This window comes from Pacificibacter maritimus (genome assembly GCF_003814915.1).
Taxonomy (GTDB): Bacteria; Pseudomonadota; Alphaproteobacteria; order Rhodobacterales; family Rhodobacteraceae; genus Celeribacter; species Celeribacter maritimus.
Genome location: NZ_RKQK01000006.1, coordinates 1 through 19598 on the forward strand (window position 1 = coordinate 1; position 19598 = coordinate 19598).

The 19598-nt window shown below is 51.7% G+C and carries 16 protein-coding genes; 9 read left to right on the forward strand and 7 right to left on the reverse strand.

The window, feature by feature from the left end; genetic code table 11:
• Positions 1 to 247: 247 nt before the first annotated feature.
• Complete coding sequence (locus EDD53_RS14315) at positions 248 to 586, reverse strand: hypothetical protein (protein WP_123794249.1); 339 nt, start codon at positions 584 to 586, stop codon at positions 248 to 250.
• A 261-nt stretch (positions 587 to 847) separates the two neighbouring features.
• Positions 848 to 1873: a helix-turn-helix transcriptional regulator gene (locus EDD53_RS14320; RefSeq protein WP_123794250.1), complete on the reverse strand. Its 1026-nt coding sequence runs from the start codon at positions 1871 to 1873 to the stop codon at positions 848 to 850.
• Positions 1874 to 1976: 103 nt separating this feature from the next.
• Between EDD53_RS14320 and cysD the strand changes: the two genes are divergently transcribed.
• Complete coding sequence (gene cysD / locus EDD53_RS14325) at positions 1977 to 2879, forward strand: sulfate adenylyltransferase subunit CysD (RefSeq protein WP_123794251.1); 903 nt, start codon at positions 1977 to 1979, stop codon at positions 2877 to 2879.
• A 57-nt stretch (positions 2880 to 2936) separates the two neighbouring features.
• Entirely contained in the window at positions 2937 to 4844 is a 1908-nt protein-coding gene (gene cysN, locus EDD53_RS14330; RefSeq protein ID WP_123794252.1) for a sulfate adenylyltransferase subunit CysN, read from the forward strand.
• 73 nt (positions 4845 to 4917) lie between these two features.
• Here cysN and EDD53_RS14335 read toward each other — a convergent pair whose 3' ends face one another.
• From EDD53_RS14335 to EDD53_RS14350, 4 genes are read right to left on the reverse strand one after another with little or no spacing between them, the layout of a single operon-like run.
• Positions 4918 to 5874, reverse strand: a complete 957-nt coding sequence (locus EDD53_RS14335) for a sugar-binding transcriptional regulator (RefSeq protein WP_123794253.1) — start codon at positions 5872 to 5874, stop codon at positions 4918 to 4920.
• A gap of 33 nt (positions 5875 to 5907) precedes the next feature.
• Positions 5908 to 7371 (reverse strand): FGGY family carbohydrate kinase, encoded by a 1464-nt coding sequence (locus EDD53_RS14340; RefSeq protein WP_123794254.1) that lies wholly within the window; start codon positions 7369 to 7371, stop codon positions 5908 to 5910.
• A gap of 4 nt (positions 7372 to 7375) precedes the next feature.
• Positions 7376 to 8335 (reverse strand): transketolase family protein, encoded by a 960-nt coding sequence (locus EDD53_RS14345; RefSeq protein WP_123794255.1) that lies wholly within the window; start codon positions 8333 to 8335, stop codon positions 7376 to 7378.
• On the reverse strand, positions 8332 to 9153 hold the full coding sequence (locus EDD53_RS14350; RefSeq protein WP_123794256.1) for a transketolase: 822 nt from the start codon (positions 9151 to 9153) through the stop codon (positions 8332 to 8334). Before EDD53_RS14350 ends, EDD53_RS14345 begins: the two co-directional genes overlap by 4 nt.
• A gap of 189 nt (positions 9154 to 9342) precedes the next feature.
• Between EDD53_RS14350 and EDD53_RS14355 the strand changes: the two genes are divergently transcribed.
• The 5 genes from EDD53_RS14355 to EDD53_RS14375 all read left to right on the forward strand — a co-directional run bounded on the left by EDD53_RS14355 (position 9343) and on the right by EDD53_RS14375 (position 14516).
• Positions 9343 to 10320, forward strand: a complete 978-nt coding sequence (locus EDD53_RS14355) for an ABC transporter permease (RefSeq protein ID WP_123794257.1) — start codon at positions 9343 to 9345, stop codon at positions 10318 to 10320.
• Positions 10321 to 10425: 105 nt separating this feature from the next.
• Complete coding sequence (locus EDD53_RS14360; protein WP_123794258.1) at positions 10426 to 11370, forward strand: substrate-binding domain-containing protein; 945 nt, start codon at positions 10426 to 10428, stop codon at positions 11368 to 11370.
• 38 nt (positions 11371 to 11408) lie between these two features.
• Positions 11409 to 12902: a sugar ABC transporter ATP-binding protein gene (locus EDD53_RS14365; protein ID WP_123794259.1), complete on the forward strand. Its 1494-nt coding sequence runs from the start codon at positions 11409 to 11411 to the stop codon at positions 12900 to 12902.
• A 15-nt stretch (positions 12903 to 12917) separates the two neighbouring features.
• Positions 12918 to 13700 (forward strand): SDR family NAD(P)-dependent oxidoreductase, encoded by a 783-nt coding sequence (locus EDD53_RS14370; protein WP_123794260.1) that lies wholly within the window; start codon positions 12918 to 12920, stop codon positions 13698 to 13700.
• A 24-nt stretch (positions 13701 to 13724) separates the two neighbouring features.
• A complete protein-coding gene (locus EDD53_RS14375) occupies positions 13725 to 14516 on the forward strand; it encodes an SDR family oxidoreductase (RefSeq protein WP_123794261.1) in 792 nt (263 codons plus the stop codon).
• Positions 14517 to 14603: 87 nt separating this feature from the next.
• Here the strand turns inward: EDD53_RS14375 and EDD53_RS14380 are convergent, their stop codons facing one another.
• Entirely contained in the window at positions 14604 to 15140 is a 537-nt protein-coding gene (locus EDD53_RS14380) for a YaeQ family protein (protein WP_123794262.1), read from the reverse strand.
• A gap of 308 nt (positions 15141 to 15448) precedes the next feature.
• Between EDD53_RS14380 and EDD53_RS14385 the strand changes: the two genes are divergently transcribed.
• Both EDD53_RS14385 and EDD53_RS14390 read left to right on the forward strand, forming a co-directional pair.
• The gene (locus EDD53_RS14385; protein ID WP_123794263.1) at positions 15449 to 16600 is read left to right on the forward strand and encodes an ABC transporter substrate-binding protein; all 1152 of its coding nucleotides are present in this window, start codon (positions 15449 to 15451) and stop codon (positions 16598 to 16600) included.
• A 70-nt stretch (positions 16601 to 16670) separates the two neighbouring features.
• Positions 16671 to 19439, forward strand: a complete 2769-nt coding sequence (locus EDD53_RS14390) for a methyl-accepting chemotaxis protein (protein ID WP_170162779.1) — start codon at positions 16671 to 16673, stop codon at positions 19437 to 19439.
• Positions 19440 to 19598 lie beyond the last annotated feature (159 nt).

Sequence of the window (19598 nt, forward strand, 5' to 3'; positions counted from 1 at the left end):
TTAGACTGCTTTGAAGAAATTGTAAGTGCTTGATCGATCACAAGAATAAGAGCGAAATTTGACTTTTTCGTGAGTGCTTCAACGCGCAGATTGCTCAATATTTTTGCACGCTAATTCTAGCGCTTTAAGTGATCCAATAGTGGATCGCAGACGTAAATCGCCCGGAATATCCACCTGCCCAACAAAAAGACGACCCCGAAGGGCCGCCTAATCGTCGAGAGGGAGTTGGTATGAATTCTAAGGGCGCTTAGTCGATACGCGCGATCTCTTCGAGCGCAGCATCAACGCTGCCTGTGTTCAAAACAGCGACGACATCTTGGCTGATGTTGTTTTTCAACTGAACTTTAACGTTTGTGTTGGCGCCAGCGTGTACAGCTGCAGACCCCAAAAGTTCGCCGCGGCCGTCTGCATTCAATTCGTAAACGTCAACTGTGCCAGCAGATGTTGCACGAACAAGGTCAAGAGAAACATATGATTTCAGATTTTGGTTTGGGTTAGCAAAGATGTGGTCAGATGCGAATGCGGTTGAACCAGCACCAACAAGAACAGCAGCAGCAACGAGAGTTTTTACAGTAGAGTTAAACATTTTATAGTCCTTTCAAGACGCCATAATTTGACGCGTTTCCAATTTATTTGGCAGCAGGCCAACTGGCTTGTTTGCTGCCTTGTCGTTGGATTTAGACATATCGGCGAAAAATGTAAGCCCCTGATAGTTCACAAGAATAAGAGCGAAAATTGACTTTTATGTGAGTGCTTCAACGCGCATATAACTTTATTTTTTTGCACAGACGGAAATCAGTTCATGGCGCGTTTATGGTGATCAAGTTGTGCATATCGCCTGTCTGGATCAAAACCATATCGCGCTGGATTGCATCGCTCGCACCACGCTAGGCTGGCCAGAAACGCCCATATGCGCGAACAGTTGTTTTGATGTGCTGCGCGCTGTTTCGATTGTCCAGCCCAATGTTTCGGCGGCTTGCGCCAATGTAAGACCGTCACAAAGTGCGACCGCCAGACGGGCTTCGCTGCGATTGAGTGCAAAGACATCCATCACCCGCGATAAGGGCAGGTCGCGCGCCAGTTTAGGAAAACGCACACATCCCACCACGACCATATCGCCACCATAATTCATCACCGACAAAATCATCTGAACATGTCCAGACGCAGACAGCCGCACAGCTTGCGGCGCGGTCTCGCCAGCGGCGATAGCATTCAAGGCGGCCCGCATCTGTTGCGCCGCTTCGGGATCAAGCAGTAGGCGCCCGTCTGCACTTGTTTTGATGCCTGCCACAGCTTCGAGCTGATCGGGCAATCCTTCTGCGGTGGCGGTCATCTGACCCGTTTGTGCAAATAGAATCCAAGCCGCACCTAGCGCCGCCGAGGTTTGCTGTGACAATGTATTGTGAAGACGCGTGCGCATGAGCGCCTGCCAACCATGAACAGTCGGAGCAAGGTAGGGCAACAGATTGGACAAATGTTGGCTATCGGCTGCGCGAAAGTCATCCGCGCGCCGCCTAAGGGTCAAGATCCCCCATGCATCAGCACCATTGCGCCAGCGGATGGACCGCAACGGATGCGTTTGATCGAGACCACTGGGCAGATCGGATTGCGAATAGACGCGACTGGTCCGCATTTTGTCGCTGGCTTGTATATCAACGGTCCCTAGGTCATCGCCCAACTGCCAGCGCTGCACGCCTGCGCTGTCAATCAGATGCAACTGCACTGTGTCCGCATGAGATATGCGCGCCAAAACCGATAGGAATCCTGTCCAATCTCCGACACCACCATCGACACCTGTTGCAGCTTGCCTGTCACTTGTTTGGCCGAGCGCGACGTTAAACAGCGCTGTAAGAAGTTGGGTTTCATCTGACATCTGTCATCACCTTATCTGCATGACCCCCATATGGGGGGTGTGAAGTGATCTTGGCAAGGATAAATACGGACAACAGTTCATTTAGAAATAAGAGAGAGGGCCTATGGCCAACAAAACCCTCACACACCTTCAGCGTTTGGAAGCCGAGAGCATCCACATTATGCGTGAAGTCGTCGCCGAGACAGAAAACCCAGTCATGCTTTACAGCGTTGGCAAGGACAGTGCTGTCATGTTGCATTTGGCGAAAAAAGCCTTTTACCCATCGCCGCCGCCCTTTCCTTTGCTGCACGTAGATACAACTTGGAAGTTCCAAGAAATGTACAAACTGCGCGACAAAGCGGCCAAAGAGGCTGGCATGGAATTGCTGGTCTACCAAAACCCAGAAGCGCAAGAGCGTGGGATCAACCCGTTTGACCACGGCAGCTTGCACACAGATATGTGGAAGACAGAGGGCCTAAAACAGGCGCTTGATAAATACGGCTTTGATGCGGCCTTTGGTGGCGCGCGTCGCGACGAAGAAAAAGCGCGTGCAAAAGAGCGCGTCTTCTCTTTCCGCTCAGCCAATCACCGTTGGGATCCAAAAAACCAGCGCGCTGAATTGTGGAACATCTACAACGCACGCAAAGCCAAAGGCGAAAGCGTTCGTGTTTTCCCGATTTCCAACTGGACCGAATTGGACATCTGGCAGTACATCCACTTGGAAGGAATCGAAATCGTTCCTTTGTATATGTCTGCGATGCGCCCAACCGTTGTGCGTGATGGCTTGACCATTATGGTTGATGACGACCGTTTCCCGCTGAATGGCGAAGAACCTGTGATGCGCTCTGTGCGGTTCCGTACACTTGGGTGTTACCCGCTGACTGGCGCAGTGGAAAGTGAGGCCACGACATTGCCTGAGATCATTCAGGAAATGCTGTTGACCACAACCTCCGAGCGGCAGGGCCGCGCCATCGACCACGATCAAGCGGCTTCGATGGAAAAGAAAAAGCAGGAAGGCTATTTCTAAGCGCTTTTTGCGCCCAAGATCGCCCTCTTTTTGCCCTTTCAGTTCAGGTGACTATTTATGACGACCCCGGATCCTATCTATAAAACCGATGCTTTGATCGCTGAAAACATCGATCAGTATCTTGAAACACACCAGCATAAAACCATGCTGCGCTTTATCACTTGTGGTTCTGTCGATGACGGCAAATCCACTTTAATCGGTCGCTTGTTGTACGATTCAAAGATGATCTTTGAAGACCAACTTGCCACACTCGAAGCAGACAGCAAACGCTCTGGCACCCAAGGCGAAGAAATTGATTTCGCGCTTTTGGTTGACGGTTTGGCGGCTGAACGCGAGCAAGGCATCACCATCGATGTGGCCTACCGTTTCTTTGCCACTGAAAAGCGTAAATTCATCGTGGCTGATACGCCAGGTCATGAGCAATACACACGCAACATGGTGACAGGTGCGTCCACGGCTGACCTTGCTGTTATCTTGATCGACGCACGCAAAGGCATTTTGACCCAAACGCGCCGTCACAGCTATCTCGTGAAACTTCTGGGCATTCGCCACGTTGTTTTGGCTGTGAACAAAATGGATTTGGTCGATTACGATCAAGCCACATTCAACCAGATCGTTGCTGATTACCGCGAGTTTGCCGACACCATCGGCATCGAAGACTTCACAGCGATTCCGATTTCTGGCTTTAAAGGCGACAATATCACAGGCGCGAGTGAAAACACGCCTTGGTATGAAGGCACAGCCTTGTTGCCGCATCTTGAAACAGTTTCTGTCGAAGATAGCCTAGAGCAAGCCGAGCCTTTCCGCATGCCTGTGCAGTGGGTGAACCGCCCGAACCTTGATTTCCGTGGTTTCTCTGGCTTGATCGCATCGGGCACAGTGCGCCCAGGTGATGAAATACGCGTTTTGCCATCGGGCAAAACATCAACCATCGACAAGATCGTCACCTTTGACGGCGACCGCGACATGGCTGTTGCGGGTGAATCTGTCACGCTGACTTTGACCGATGAAATTGACTGTTCGCGCGGCCAAGTGATTGTCGCAGCGAAGTCTCCACTCGAAGTTGCGGATCAGTTCGAAAGCACATTGGTGTGGATGGACGAGCAAGAGCTTGTGCCTGGTCGTGCTTACTGGATGAAAATCGGGTCACAAACCGTTTCAGCCACCGTGCAAGAACCCAAGTACGAAGTGAATGTGAACACGCAAGAACACCTTGCATCGAAGACATTGGATCTGAATGCCATCGGCATCGCCAATATCACGACGGACCGTGAAATTCCTTTCGCATCCTACGATGAGTCACATGATCTTGGCGGCTTTATTCTGATCGACAAGATCAGCAATCAAACGGTTGCCGCGGGCATGTTGCACTTCTCATTGCGTCGGGCGCAAAACGTACATTGGCAGGCCACTGATTTGGGCCGTGATCACCACGCCTCCATGAAGCACCAAAAAGCAGCGGTGCTTTGGCTGACAGGTCTGTCTGGGTCTGGCAAATCCACCATCGCCAATATCGTTGAGCAAAAACTGGCGCGGATGAACCGTCACACCTTCTTGCTGGATGGCGATAACGTGCGTCACGGATTGAACAAAGACCTTGGCTTTACCGAAGCGGACCGTGTGGAAAACATCCGCCGCGTTGGTGAAGTGGCCAAGTTGATGACGGATGCGGGTCTGATCGTGATCACCGCCTTCATCTCGCCTTACCGTTCAGAGCGTGAAATGGTGCGCTCTATGATGCAGCCAGGTGAATTTGTTGAAGTGTTTGTCGATACACCTTTGGAAGTGGCCGAAAGCCGCGATGTCAAAGGCCTGTATGCGAAAGCACGTGCGGGTGAGTTGAAAAACTTCACAGGCATCGACAGCCCTTATGAGCATCCTGAATCGCCAGACATGCGGATCGATACAACCGCAATGACGCCCGAAGAGGCGGCAGAGGCGATCATCGCGCGCCTTATCCCATAAGGCATTGCGCAAAAATAGACCCCCAAACCTGCCAGTCGGGTTTGGGGGCTTTTTTTATTGTATTTATTGAATTTTACTTGCTGTCTGTCAGGCGCTCAGCAGTGAATTTGTCTGTGATCAACAGGTCAATGATACCCGTTTTGAGTGCCGCGCGAATTGCGTCGGTTTTCGCTTGGCCGCCTGCAAGGGCAATAACACGATCAACGTCCTTTTGCGCTTCCAAGGTCATACCGATAACGCGTTCGTCCAAGGGCGTTTTGACAAAAGCACCATCCGCATCAAAGAACCGCAAACTAATTTCACCGATCCCGCCCGCGTCTTTTATCTCTTCCAATTCACGCGATGAAAACACGTTGCCACTGCGCGCCAGCATGGTCGAAGGTTCGATCGCACCGATGCCCACGATAGTTAAGCTAAGTTTGCCAAACATATCCATCGTTTCACGCACATAAGGATCGCTGAGCAAAACCAGCTTTGCTTCGCGTGATTGCGCAACACCTGGCGCGTTCAGCAAATGTGCTTCGGCACCCGTCAGGCGGGCAAGGCGTGAGGTCAGCTGCGTGGCATGGGTTTGCACGGTAGGATCGCCAACGCCGCCCATGATTTGTACCACATAGCGCGCTTTGCCGTTTTTCATCGGGTGGATATTATCAACCATCTTCAAGATGGTTTCAGACCAACTGGATACCCCGATAATTTCGCCAGTTTGCAAGGTGGCCTCAAGAAAATGCGCTGCCGCCTCGCCAATGCGCGCCATGATCGCCCCGTCGCGATCCTCTGAACATTCCACAACAATCGCTTCGGACAGACCATAATTTTGCCGCAAGGCCGCTTCGAGTTCAGCATAGGTGCCAGAAGGGGAGACAACCGTGGTGCGCACGATTTCTTCGTCTTGCGCTTTCTTCAGCATGCGTGAAACTGTTGCCTGCGAAATACGCAGGTGTTGTGCGATGCTGGCTTGGCGTTGCCCATCGACATAATACATCTGCGCGACACGGGCGATAAGGCGAAGCTCGTTGGTACGCGACATATATTAGCCCCTTCTAACGTGAATATTTATTCACTAAACGCTTTGCACCGTTCGGGCAATAGCCTTTCTCCACCGCGCAATGTCATCACTGCGCTGCAACGCGGGCAGATTGGCTGCGATCTGTGTTCCATGCCGCCCCAAGTTTGCCACTGTGGGGATGTCAGCCCAAAAACCTGTGGCCAAACCAGCCAAATAAGCCGCACCAATAGCAGAGGCTGAAGAGTTCTCCGATTGAATCACTGAATGGTCCAAATAATTCGCAACAAGCTGCATCAGAAACCCGTTATTGCTGGGGCCTCCATCTACGAAGAGGCGCCCAAAGTCTTGCGACGTCTGCGCCATAATTTCGAACACATCTTGCACCTGAAAGGCCATGCTCTCTGCGGCTGCCCGCGCTACTTGCGCAGGACCAGCCCCAAAAGACAGCCCGCAAATCAGACCTTGAGCCTCGGCGTCCCAATGGGGTGCGCCCAGACCAACATGGGCAGGCACCAAAGACACCCCGCCCGCGTCAGGCACTGATTGCGCCAATTCCAGCAAGGCTTCTATATTTTCCAATCCCAACAGTTTGGCAGCCCATGGCAATATGGAAGCACTCACGAGAATATTGCCTTCCAGCGCATAGGTTGGCCTGCCGCCAATAGACCAAGCGATGGTTGTGGTGATGCCTTTTGGGGGCGCAACAAATCTGGGCAAGGTCGTCATAACAGACGACCCTGTGCCAAATGTGATCTTGCCATCGCCACTGTCAAAAGCCCCATGACCAAACAAAGCCGCATGTGAATCACCTATAGCCGACGCAATAGGAATGCCGTCAGGCAATCCTTGCACGCCTTTGGTGACGCCAAAAATATGCGATGAATCGTGAACCTTTGGCAGGATTGACATATCCACGCCAAACAGATCACACAGAGCATCGTCCCACTTTTGATCCACCAGATTAAACAATTGCGTGCGGGCCGCATTTGAACTGTCAGTGGCGTGAACTTGATGGCCAGAAAGTTTCCAGATCAACCAACTGTCAACGGTGCCGATGCAGACATCAGTCTGGGGCGCAGCATGGTTTTGCACCAACCAAGCGGCCTTGGTGGCAGGAAACATAGGATCAAGCGGCAAACCTGTTTTAGCGATCACATCGGCTTCATGCCCCGCAGCTTTAAGCGCCTCGCATTGCGCAGCCGTGCGGCGGCATTGCCATGATATAACAGGGCCAAGCGGCGCACCTGTGACCCTGTCCCAAATCAAAATAGATTCCCGTTGGTTGGAAATACCAAGGGCTGTGATCTGTGTGTCAGGCGCTTTTGCCAGACAGGCCGCAATCGCTTTTTGCGTTGCGATCCAGATCTGTTCTGCATCTTGCTGCACCCAACCCGCTTGCGGGTGTTCAATGGGCACGGGGGCAGATCCGCTGGAGATGATTTGGCCAGCTTGCGACACAAGCACCGCTTTGGAATTGGTGGTGCCTTCATCGATGGCAAGAATAGCCTGATCTGCCATATACTTAGGCCTTTCGTTTTAAGAGGGCTTGGGCGCTATTTGCGATGGCTGTCGGCGACATGCCAAAATCATCCAAAAGCGCATTGGCTGACGCTGTATGCGCAAAGACACCCGGCACACCAAGACGGCACATTGGCACAGGTTGCCTGTCCACAACAACTTCTGCAACCGCACTGCCCAAACCCCCAAAGGTGGTATGTTCTTCGCATGTCACAATCGCGCCTGTTTCACGCGCAGCGGCGACAATCGCATCCGCATCGATAGGGCGCACTGTTGCCATGTTCAACACCCGCACCGAAATACCCTGTTCTTTCAAAAGAGCGGCAGCCATCATCGCGCGATGCGTCAAAACACCGTTGGCGATTATGGTAAGGTCGCCACCATCTTGCAACATATCCGCACGCCCGACCACAAATTCATGGGTCTGTGAAAACAAATCAGGCACGCCGACACGGCTAAGGCGCAAGAAACACGGGCCATCATGAGCAGCGGCCCATCTGATCGCTGCAGCGGTTTCATGACGATCTGCAGGGGCAATCACAGGAATGTTTGGCAAAGCTCTGATCCAGGCGAAATCTTCGATGGAATGATGCGTGGGGCCAAGTTCGCCGTATGCCATTCCAGAACTGATGCCGACAAGTTTCACATTGGTTTGCGAATAGGACACATCGGCTTTGATCTGTTCGAGCGCGCGCCCAGTCAAAAAGGGAGAGGCCGCACAGACAAATGGGATCTTACCTGCATTGGCCAAACCCGCACCAACACCCACCATATTTTGTTCTGCGATGCCGACATTGATCAGGCGTGTGGGAAACTTGTCTTTAAAGCCCCCCAGCTTGGATGATCCAACGGAATCATTGCACACGGCGACGATATTTTCGTTGGTTTCGCCGACTGTTTCTAGGACGTTTGTGAATGCATCGCGGCAATCATGCAATTTTGCATCTTGAAATGGATTGGTCATTTGCTGGCCTCCTCAAGCTCTTTTAGGGCCTGTTCATATTGGGCTTGGTTGGGAACTTTGTGGTGCCATGCGACATTGTCAGACATAAAGGAAATGCCTTGCCCTTTGTTGGTATGGGCGACGATGCACTTGGGTTTACCCGCGGTGATCGTATCTGGCGACAAAGCAGCACAGATCTGATCCATATCGTGTCCGTCGATTTCTTCGACAGCCCAGCCAAAGGCCTCAAGCTTGGGCACCAATGGCGCGATGTTATTGGTGTCTTCCAATCTCGCGCCTTGTTGCAAACGGTTATGGTCAATGATCAAAGTCAGGTTGTCTAATTTGAATTGCGCGGCCGCCATAATGGCTTCCCAGTTCGACCCTTCTTGCATTTCGCCGTCGCCTGTAATGACAAATGTGCGCCAGTCGTCTCCGTTCAGCTTTGCGCCCGTGGCCATGCCGACACCGATAGGCAACCCGTGCCCAAGTGGCCCTGTGTTGGTTTCAACACCTGGGATTTTCACGCGATTTGGGTGACCGTTTAGGCGCGAATTGGGCTGAAGAAATGTTGAAATTTCTTCTTTGGGAATAAACCCCTTTTCCGCCAATACGACATAAAGCGCGAGCGCGGTATGCCCCTTACTAAGCACCAAACGATCACGTTTGGGATCAAGAGGGGATTTCGGGTCGACCGACATGGTGTCGAAATACAATGCGGTCAGGATATCCATCACCGACATTTCGCCACCAATGTGGCCAGCGCCCGCTTCAAAGACGCCCCTAAGATCACGGGCACGGTTTCGATTGGCGAGTTTGCTGAGCTCTGTTGGGGTCATTTTTCGGCCTCTGCATAATTATTCGTCCATCATTATTCATGCGAATAGCCAAACGTCAAGTGAGATTCTCAGAAATTTCTTTATGCCATTTTTGCAAATTTCCACTCTTGGCAAGCTTGACAGATGAAAATACCTCAGCTAGGCATTTTTCATCAAGTGTGAATATTTATGCTTGCAAGGGAGGATATGATGACCGCAGCGCCTATTCCGAAGGATGCAAAACCTAATATACGTGAGCTTTTCTCACTCAGTGGCGCAACGGGCCCTTTCATAGGCCTGATTTTACTCTGCGTCTTTCTGTCCATCGCAACAGATTCATTTCTGTCCTTTCGGAACTTTCTGAACATTCTGGATCAGATCACCGTTCTTGGCATTCTGGCCGTCGGCATGACCTTTGTTATCTTAATCGGCGGAATCGACTTGGCCGTTGGATCTGTTCTGGCCCTCGCGATGATGGTGCTTGGCTATCTTAATGTCACCGCAGGCCTGCCAATGGGGATTGCTATCTCAGGCGCTTTGCTCGCTTGCGCCCTATCTGGAGCTTTCGCAGGCATTATGATCGCTGAATTCAAAGTGCCTGCCTTTATCGCGACCCTCGCAATGATGTCTATCGCACGCGGTGTGGCCAATATGATTACGAACGGATCTCAGATCATCGGTTTCCCAGCTTGGTTCAATATGGGCGCGATCATTCGATATGGCGGCTTTCTAACCATGACTGTCGCCGTGATGCTGGTCGTTTTTGCCGCTGCAATCTTATTTCAACGCTACCGTCAAGGCGGGCGCGAACTCTATGCAATTGGCGGAAACCCAGAAGTCGCCCGCCTTGCGGGTATCAGCGTAAAGCGCAAAACCATCGCTGTTTATACCGCGTGCAGTGTGCTTGCTGGCCTTGCGGGGGTCTTGTTAGCAGCACGCCTAGATTCCGTACAACCCAGCTCTGGCGTGGCCTATGAACTCGATGCCATCGCGGCAGTGGTCATCGGCGGCACCAGCCTATCGGGCGGCACTGGCGGCGTTGGCGGAACTTTGATCGGTGTCTTGATCATCGGCGTTCTGCGCAATGGCCTAAACCTGCTCAGCGTTTCGCCATTCTTGCAGGCGGTCATTATTGGCGCTGTCATCTTGCTGGCTGTGGTGGCGGAAACCTTTAAACACCGCCGCTAAAATTTTCGGCGCCGCGGGGAGGCGGCGCAGGAACCTACGCTCATATCCGAGCGCTCTAAAGACCAAAGCAAGTCTTTGGCATCACTCAACACGGAGGAAACACTTATGAAATCTACCCTAAAGGCAGCTCTTATCGCCTCGGTCGCAACATGTGCCACAAGCGCAGCCACCGCAGAAGGTGTCGGTGGCATCAATAAAATCGGCCTCGCTGTGCCAAATTTGCAAGCCGACTTTTTCAACCAGATCAAGCTGGGTGTCGAAAGCTACGCAACCAAGCTGGGTATCGAAGTTATCGTTGTAGATGCCAAAAACGACACCGCGACCCAAGTAAGCCAAGTCCAAGATTTGATCACGCAAGGCATTGATGCCTTTATCTATATCCCAGCAGGGGCGGCTGCCGCCGCAGTGCCAACACGTTTGGCCCGCGCAGAAGGTATTCCCGTGATCAACGTAGACCGCGAACCAGATGGCGCGCCAGGTGATACAGTGATCTATGGCGAAAATGTCGTCTCAGCTTACCAAGTGTGTAATCACATCATCGAACTCGCGGGCGGCGAAGGCAAAATGGTGACCATCCACGGTCAAAAAGGAACAACTCCAGAAGTTCAGCGTTTTGAAGGCTGTAAAATGGCCATCGATGAAAATCCTGGCGTGGAACTCGTCGCCCAACAGTGGAGCCAACAGTGGTCACCTGACGAAGGCTTCAACATCGCGCAAAACATGCTGCAAGCGAACCCAGACATCACCATCATCTTTGGCCAAGCTGATGGTCTGGCAATGGGCGCTGCAAAAGCCGTCGAAGTTGCGGGCCTTGCGGACCAAGTCATCATTGGCGGCTATGATGGTGACGGCGCAGCGCTGGAATCTCTGGTCGCATGCGACACGCCGTTTATCGTGACCGCAACGCAAAGCACGCAGGCTATGGGCGTCTTGGCTGTGAATTCGGCGATTGCTGTGGCCAACGGTGCATCCGTACCCGCGCGTCAAATTCCGAATGCGGTTTTGACCACTTGTGACGATGCGGCTGCCTTTGTCGAAAAGCACCCATAAACCGCAGGTCCCCAACCCATAGATCAGAAAGCAGTGCCATGACCCAAACTGGAAAAACACCGATCCTATCTTTGCGCGGAATTCGTAAATCTTACGGACCTATCCAAGTGTTGCACGGGATTGATTTGGATGTTGCCCCAGGTGAAGTTGTGGCCCTGCTAGGTGAAAATGGCGCAGGAAAATCGACGGTTTCAAATGTCATGTCTGGCACGGTCCTCCCAAGTGCTGGAGAAATGACTTGGCAGGGCGCGCCCTATGCGCCCGCCAACCCCCGCGAAGCCATTGATGCAGGCGTCGGCATGATCCACCAAGAACTGCTGTTGCTACCGCATATGTCTATCGCTGAAAATATGTTTGTCGGGCGCTACCCGATGAAAGCTGGCCGTCTTGATCGGCGCGAAATGGAACGCCGTGCAGGCGCGGGCCTGCAACGTCTGGGGTTGGATATTTCGCCCAAGCGCCTTGTAGAAGGGCTGTCCACCGCCAGCCAACAGCTCATTGAAATTGCAAAAGCCCTGACTTTAGGGTCGAAACTTTTGATCTTGGACGAACCGACAGCGGCCCTTGGTGGCGAAGAAACCAAGCTTTTGTTCAAGCAAATCGAAAGGGTCAAAGCCGAAGGTGTGGGCATCGTCTATATTTCGCATCGTTTGGAAGAAATCAGACAAATCGCTGACCGTATCGTTGTAATGCGCGATGGCGTAAAGGTCGAAGAATTCCCATCAGCCGATGTCCCCGTGCGCCAAATCGTTGAAGCCATGGTGGGGCGCAGTATGGATCAAATGTTCCCACCTTTGGCGACACCGACCAGTGAAACCGTGCTTGAAATCGCAGGACTGTCATCGCCGACAGGTCAATTTGAAGATGTGAATTTTACGCTGAAAAAAGGTGAAATTCTGGGGGTCGCAGGGCTGGTCGGGGCAGGGCGCACCGAATTGGTACGCGCCATTGCTGGTGCCGACGCTATCAAATCTGGGACGATCACCCTGAACGGTAAAGATGTCACGCCTCGATCCCCCAAAGAGGCAATCCAAAACGGCATCGTTTTGGTGCCCGAAGATCGCAAATTGCAAGGCATCATCGTCGATCACAAGATTCGCGAAAACATCGCCTATTCGAACTTTGACGCCGTTAGCACCGCAGGTTGGATCAGTACCAAAAAGGTAACAGCCTTTGCCGATGAAAACATCGCCAAGTTTGGCGTCAAAGGCTCGGGTCGCCAGAATGTCGGCGAAATGTCTGGGGGCAATCAGCAAAAAGTCGTGATTGCCAAATGGCTGGCGCGCAACCCCAAAGTTGTATTGCTTGATGAACCAACGCGCGGCATTGATGTCGGTGCGCGGTCTTCAATCTACGAAATTATCCACGAGCTTGCCGAGGCAGGCGTTGCTGTGATTGTGGTCAGCTCTGACCTTGAAGAAGTGCTTGGCGTGTCCAATCGCATTTTGGTCATGGCAGCGGGGCGCCAAGCGGGCATTTTGGATCACAGCGAGGCAAATGATGTCTCAATAATTGAATTGGCAACAGCCTAAAAGTAAGGATTTCCCATGAACCGATACACAGATAAAACAGTGGTTGTGACAGGTGGCAACAAAGGGATCGGCTTTGCGATTGCCAAACGCTTTGCCGATGAAGGCGCCAATGTGGTGATCGGATCTTTTGAGCCGCAGGTCGATGAAGCCGCAGCAGAATTGCGCAAAGCAGGGGCATCTGCCATCGGTGTTATCTGTGACGTGACAGATAAATCTGCCGTGATCGATATGTATGAGCGCGCCGAAACTGAATTCGGCAGCATCGACATTTCAGTGCAAAACGCTGGTGTCATCACCATCGCCAAAATCGAAGATCTGACCGAACAAGAATGGGATGCCAACCTAAACGTCAACACAAAAGGGGCGTTCCTGTGTTGCCAAGAGGCGATCAAGCGGATGCGCAAATCTGGCAAGGGCGGCAAGTTGATTAACATGGCCTCAGGTCAGGCGCGCGATGGGTTCATCTATACACCGCATTACGCCGCCTCCAAATACGGTGTCATGGGCATGACCCAAAGCATCGCCAAAGAAGTTGCCCTTGATAATATCACTGTGAATGCGGTCTGCCCCGGCATCATCCAATCGGATATGTGGGACTATAATGACCGCGTTTGGGGCAAGATGATGGGCAATTTTGGACCGGGCGAATTGATGGAAAGCTGGGTGCAAAACATCCCAATGAAACGCGCTGGCGAAGGCAAAGATGTCGCCGCCCTCATCGCCTTTCTGGCCAGCGAAGATGCATCTTATATCACAGGCCAAACCATCAATGTTGATGGCGGCTTGATAATGTCCTGATCCACTTAAAAGGCGATGACCAACATGACGACACCAACTTTAAATGCACCCGCTCTGTTCGATTTGTCTGGCCGTGTCGCATTTGTGACAGGCGCAGGCAGCGGCATCGGGCAACGCATCGCCATGGGTCTGGCCCAATGCGGTGCGGATGTGGCTTTACTCGATCGTCGCACAGATGACGGTCTGGCCCAAACTGCCGATTTCATTGCCGCCCTTGGGCGTAAATCCTTGCAAATCGCTGCAGATGTCACGTCAGAATCGGCCCTTGCAGATGCTGTTGCTCAAACGCAAAAAGATCTTGGCCCGTTACAGTTGGCCGTGAACGCCGCAGGAATAGCCAATGCCAATGCCTGTGAAGACATGGAAGAAGATCAATATCAAACCTTGATGGATATCAACATGAAGGGGATTTGGCTCACATGCCGTGCGCAAGGCCGCGCAATGATCGCGCACGGGCTTGGCGGCTCTATCGTGAACATCGCCTCTATGTCGGGTGTCATCGTCAATCGTGGCCTGATGCAGGCCCATTACAATGCCTCAAAAGCGGGCGTTATCCATATGTCAAAATCCTTGGCGATGGAATGGGTCGATCGCGGCATTCGTGTTAACACCATCAGTCCAGGTTACACAGCCACGCCCATGAACACCCGTCCAGAAATGGTGCATCAAACCAAAGAATTTGAAAGCCAAACCCCGATGCAACGTATGGCCAACGTCGATGAAATGGTTGGCCCTGCGGTCTTTTTACTGTCCGATGCCGCCTCTTACTGCACAGGTGTCGATCTTTTGGTCGATGGTGGATTTTGCTGCTGGTAGGCTGCGCTTGAATAGCCCTAGAGTTTGCCGCAAGCCCGCTCCCTCGTGGGCGGGCTTTGCGCTATGAAACTCAGCGGCTCCGTGCCCTTATTTCAACTGTTCAGGCGTAATATAGACGATGCTGTCATCGGCACTGACCATGATTTCGCCGTCTTGAATATTGACCTGTAACCGCATGGATCGACCAGCCAAATCACTTAAAGCGGCGGTGTCTGTCTGTGATAGATTGATCACTTGCAGATTGTCAAAACGGGTGGTGCTGTTTTTGATTTTATCCCACCACACCGCAGCAGGATTCCCGCCATAGCAATAGACGATCACCTGCTTGGATTTACCGCAAGATTGCCGCACGATCTTTTCACTTGGCAATCCCAAAGCGACCCACAGTTCCAGCTCGTCACTTAGACTTTTTTGCCAAATATCAGGTTCGTCATCGGTCGATAAACCCTTGGTCATTTCAAGTTGTTCACTGGCATTCAGCGCAAAAGCAAGCAAGCGCACCATCAAACGTTCGTCGGTTTCAGAAGGATGCTTGGCAACCGTCAGCTTATGAGTCTCATAATAGTGACGATCCATGTCACAAACAGATAGCTCAACTTTGTAAATCGTGGCTTTTTGCGCCATGTTTTGCCCCTAAACCAATTCAGATGTCCGTGCTTACGGCCTGCGCCACTATTGTGAAAGGCAAAAGCACTTTTCGTCTGGCAGACACATCCAAGCAATCGAGAGACACAGCAGGCCTATAATCTTTCTGTGTGGCCTGATGGCGCATAAACTCATCGGCTGCGCACATTAGAATTTAACATAATCTTGATTATTCGCCATGTTCCGACATGACAAACTTTCAGAATGTTAGCCTTTTACATTTAACCAGAAAAAAATGGTTGGTCGCTACACCTTCCACATATTGCATTCATATTCGGGAGTTTTAAATGCGGAATTTTGCGAAAATAGTCACGGTTGCGGCCTTTAGCTTTGCAACTGCGGCAAGCGCGGATCAAGGCGTCAGCGATACAGAAATCAAATTTGCACAGGTGGCAGCCATCGAAGGCCCCGCCGCAGCCCTAGGGACAGGAATGCAATCAGGCATTCTTGCAGCCTTCGCAGAAGTTAACAGTGCAGGCGGCGTGTTTGGCCGCACCCTAACCTTGGACAGTATTGATGATGGTTATGAACCAAGCCGTTCAATCGACGCCGTCAAATCTGTCATTCAGTCGGACGAGTATCTGGGGCTTATCGGCCCTGTAGGAACCCCAACAACCAAGGCAACGCAACCTATCGCGACCGCGGCCGATATGCCTGTCATTGGCCCTTTCACTGGGGCTGGTTTCTTGCGTGACCCCGCGTTGAAAAACGTCATCAATATGCGTGCATCATACGATGCTGAAACAGCTGCATGGGTCGACCACCTTGTTGATGATTTGGGCTATAGTAATATTGCAATCCTCTATCAAGATGATGGGTTTGGGCGTGTCGGACTGAGCGGTGTGACAAAAGCTCTTGATGCACGCGGCATGGCACTTTCTGCCACAGGTACTTACACGCGAAACACCGTCGCTGTAAAATCTGCATTGCTGGAAATTCGCAAAGCAAAACCCGAAGCCATAGTTATGGTGGGCGCCTACAAACCCTTGAGTGAGTTTGTAAAGCTAGCAAAAAAAATGCGCATGGATCCCACCTTTGTAACGATATCCTTTGTGGGATCGAAAGCCCTCTCCACAGAACTCGGCACAGATGGTGAAGGCGTGATTATCAGCCAAGTGGTGCCGCAACCATGGGACACTTCAATCCCCGTCGTTGCAGATTATCAAGCTGCGCTAAAAGCTCATGACCCATCAGTCGAGCCTGGATTTGTATCACTCGAAGGGTATTTGACAGGTCGCCTCGCAATCGAAGCCCTGAAAGCAGCTGGATCAGACCTCACCCGCGAGACCTATCTATCGGCGATGTCAGGCCTTCGGGATGTCGACTTCGGCGGCTTTCCAATGGTTTTCGGCCCCGGTGATAACCAAGGATCAGACGGCGTTTTCTTAACAAGAATCCTACCAGATGGGTCTTTCGAATCGGTCTCACCTACAAGCTAAACATCTGCGTTGGGCGGCAAACAGGCGGCCCAACGACTTGCCACAAATTTGAATCATGGACACATCGGCTATGCCCCGTATTATTTCTCGTACCTTTCACTCTTTGGTCGCTAGATCCGCACTCCTTTTAATGGTGTTGGCGGGGCTGATCGTCGCAGTGCTTCTTACCAGTTGGCTTGTTTTTCAAAAAATCGACACTCAAATGACCGTCCTTAAGGCCGAGCGTATGCCCGAACTGGAAGGTAGTTCAAATGTCATTGCGGCAACGGATGCGACCCGTGGCCTCCTAACATCCACTCTATTCGCTCACGATCAAGCAGCCTTAGAAATTCAGGCCAAAGCTGCACAGGATATTTTTGCAAATTTCAATGCAGCCGTCGCCAGCCTCTCGCCCGCGACTGCCGCCTCAATGCGACCTACTTTGGAAGAAACAAAAGTTGCGGTATCTGATCTCTTAGAGGCCCGCTCCCAAGAATTTGCCGTCAGCGCAGCGATGATCCAAGCGATCCAATCCGCAGCAACAAGCGCAGAGATGACGAGCATTCTGATCGAGGAAGCGAATGACAACGCATTCTTTGACATGACATTAAATAGCGAAGACAGCATAGCGACTATCGACGAGACCCTGACTCGTCTTGTCGACGATAATTTTGGCCAGTTTCAGGCTGCCCTCGCCATCCGCGGTGAGACCAATCTGATTGCAGGCCTTGCCATTGCATACAGTCAGGACAGCCGTTCGAATATCAGCACAATTATCGCGGATCTCGCAGCATCGTCGATCGACCGATTGGAACACTTGCTTGAGCAGGCGCAAAATATTCCTGCTTTTGCTGAAGTGGTCCCAACGACCGAGAACGCAATTTCAACATTTCGCACAGTTTTCAAAAGCGGTGTAAGCAGCAGAAATCAATCAGAAGTGCTCTCTGCGCGTTTGGCCGTAGACACAGTTCTGTCCCCTGCCCTCGACGATATCTATTTCGACCTTGTTATTGCGAGTGATGAGGCCAAAGATACGAACCAAGCGGCACTTAAAGAATTGGTCGAGGGAGGTGTCGAAAGCATGCGGGTCAACGCAAGCTTAGACGCCGCCACAAAATACTACTTTACCTTGCTTTTGCAGGTTTCCTCTGCACAAAGCATCGCAGAATTGGATCTACGCCAATCGGATCTATCCGCTTTGGCTGAGAACATCTTAAGATTAAAAGCCGATACTGAATTTGACCAACAAGCCGACCTCATAGCGCTGCTTGCGCTGGCGGATTCCGAAACAGGCTTGCGCGCCAAGCGTTTATTGGTCCTTGATGCACGATCGGCCGCACTCAGCGCGGCACAAGATGCGACACTCGCCGTTGACGCTATTGCAGCCGAAACATCTCGGTTCTCAGAAACTGTGTTCACAAAAATTGAAGACACCGCTGAATACTTGGCCCAAAGCGTCGATGGTGCCCGTGCTCAGCTTGTCAATATCGCCTATATCGCTTTGGCAATCGTCATGATTGTTCCAGTTTTCCTCTGGATATACATCACGCGTCCAATTTCGCGCGTGACCGCAGTTACCGAACGTCTCGCTGGTGGCGATCTATCCGAAATCACAGGATTGCCTGCCAACCAAGGCGAACTTGGCCGCATGTCGCTGGCGCTGCATGTCTTTCGTAACAAGGCGTTGGATGCAATCAAAATGCAACAAGAAGAACGCGAACGCGAACGCGCCTTATTGGAAGCCGAGCGCACACTTGAACAAACGCGCCTGCAAGACGAACGCCAAAGAGCTACTGAAAAAGCGGAGCGTCAAAGACTTGAACGCGAACAAGAAGCTCAACGAGATGCTGAAACAAAAGAGCGCCAGCAATTGGAAATGGCGGACCGTATTGCACGCATGGAAGAGCAAGCAATTGTTGTCGACGACCTCGCGCAAGGGCTCAAAAAATTGGCAAGTGGTGACCTCACCTTCCACATTCAACGCGACTTTCCTGAAGCATATAAAGCTTTGCGGAATGACTACAACGCGGCGATCGAAAACCTCGCTCAGATTGTTCATCAGCTTAAAGGCTGCTCGCATACAATAGAAGGCAACTGCATGGAAATCGCGGAAGCATCCACCGATCTCGCGCGCCGCGCCGAAACAAATGCGTCAACTTTGGCGGAAACGGCTGCATCCGTGGATCTATTGACCCAAAGCGTGACCGAAGCTGCACAAAGCGCCGATGACGCCAACAACACGCTGCAACATGTTCGAAAACAAGCCAAAATCAATCACGACATCATGAATCAAGCTAAATCTGCGATGGAGCAAGTCGAAACGGCCTCCGAAAAAATCACGTCTATTGTTGACATAATTGACTCGGTCGCATTCCAAACCAATTTGCTTGCATTAAATGCGGGGATTGAAGCGGCGCGTGCCGGCAAAGCAGGTCAAGGGTTTGCGGTTGTGGCCTCAGAAGTGCGTACGCTTGCACAACGATGCAGCCAAGCCGCCAGTGAGGTGAGCTCTGTCGTAGAAGAAAGCACCAGAACCGTTCGCAAAGGGGTAGAATTGGCCGTGAACGCAAACAGCGCCATGGGTGAGATTAATTTGGGAATTGACCAAATTTCACAGATTGTCGAAAGCCTCACCAAATCGGCAACGGGGCAGGCCATCAGTCTAAAAGAGATCAACTTGTCCGTGCAGAACTTGGAACAATCAACGCAGCACAATGCTGCAATGTTCGAAGAGACATCGGCGTCAAATCACTTGCTCAATTCAGAAGCACTCGCGCTATCGCAGATTGTTAAATCGTTCTCAATCGGGGAAATTGCACAGATTGAAGCGCATAATAGCGATACGCGCATCGCGTCATAGCGCGCCTGCTGCGCATCAAAAATTGCGCAATGACTAAAAAACTAGAAATGCCCTCGCACCTTGCAGAGGCATTTCTAGTCCGCAGTACACCAAAATCTCTAAACCGAGAGCGCCTGCGATTGGCATCGACAATAGCGCGGATAAGGTTTTGCGGCTGAA

What these genes read in the sequence shown, in the direction of transcription:
- EDD53_RS14315 (WP_123794249.1), bottom strand. Translation starts at nt 586, where the DNA reads ATGTTTAACTCTACTGTAAAAACTCTCGTTGCTGCTGCTGTTCTTGTT.
- EDD53_RS14320 (WP_123794250.1), bottom strand. Translation starts at nt 1,873, where the DNA reads ATGTCAGATGAAACCCAACTTCTTACAGCGCTGTTTAACGTCGCGCTC.
- cysD (WP_123794251.1), top strand. Translation starts at nt 1,977, where the DNA reads ATGGCCAACAAAACCCTCACACACCTTCAGCGTTTGGAAGCCGAGAGC.
- cysN (WP_123794252.1), top strand. Translation starts at nt 2,937, where the DNA reads ATGACGACCCCGGATCCTATCTATAAAACCGATGCTTTGATCGCTGAA.
- EDD53_RS14335 (WP_123794253.1), bottom strand. Translation starts at nt 5,874, where the DNA reads ATGTCGCGTACCAACGAGCTTCGCCTTATCGCCCGTGTCGCGCAGATG.
- EDD53_RS14340 (WP_123794254.1), bottom strand. Translation starts at nt 7,371, where the DNA reads ATGGCAGATCAGGCTATTCTTGCCATCGATGAAGGCACCACCAATTCC.
- EDD53_RS14345 (WP_123794255.1), bottom strand. Translation starts at nt 8,335, where the DNA reads ATGACCAATCCATTTCAAGATGCAAAATTGCATGATTGCCGCGATGCA.
- EDD53_RS14350 (WP_123794256.1), bottom strand. Translation starts at nt 9,153, where the DNA reads ATGACCCCAACAGAGCTCAGCAAACTCGCCAATCGAAACCGTGCCCGT.
- EDD53_RS14355 (WP_123794257.1), top strand. Translation starts at nt 9,343, where the DNA reads ATGACCGCAGCGCCTATTCCGAAGGATGCAAAACCTAATATACGTGAG.
- EDD53_RS14360 (WP_123794258.1), top strand. Translation starts at nt 10,426, where the DNA reads ATGAAATCTACCCTAAAGGCAGCTCTTATCGCCTCGGTCGCAACATGT.
- EDD53_RS14365 (WP_123794259.1), top strand. Translation starts at nt 11,409, where the DNA reads ATGACCCAAACTGGAAAAACACCGATCCTATCTTTGCGCGGAATTCGT.
- EDD53_RS14370 (WP_123794260.1), top strand. Translation starts at nt 12,918, where the DNA reads ATGAACCGATACACAGATAAAACAGTGGTTGTGACAGGTGGCAACAAA.
- EDD53_RS14375 (WP_123794261.1), top strand. Translation starts at nt 13,725, where the DNA reads ATGACGACACCAACTTTAAATGCACCCGCTCTGTTCGATTTGTCTGGC.
- EDD53_RS14380 (WP_123794262.1), bottom strand. Translation starts at nt 15,140, where the DNA reads ATGGCGCAAAAAGCCACGATTTACAAAGTTGAGCTATCTGTTTGTGAC.
- EDD53_RS14385 (WP_123794263.1), top strand. Translation starts at nt 15,449, where the DNA reads ATGCGGAATTTTGCGAAAATAGTCACGGTTGCGGCCTTTAGCTTTGCA.
- EDD53_RS14390 (WP_170162779.1), top strand. Translation starts at nt 16,671, where the DNA reads ATGCCCCGTATTATTTCTCGTACCTTTCACTCTTTGGTCGCTAGATCC.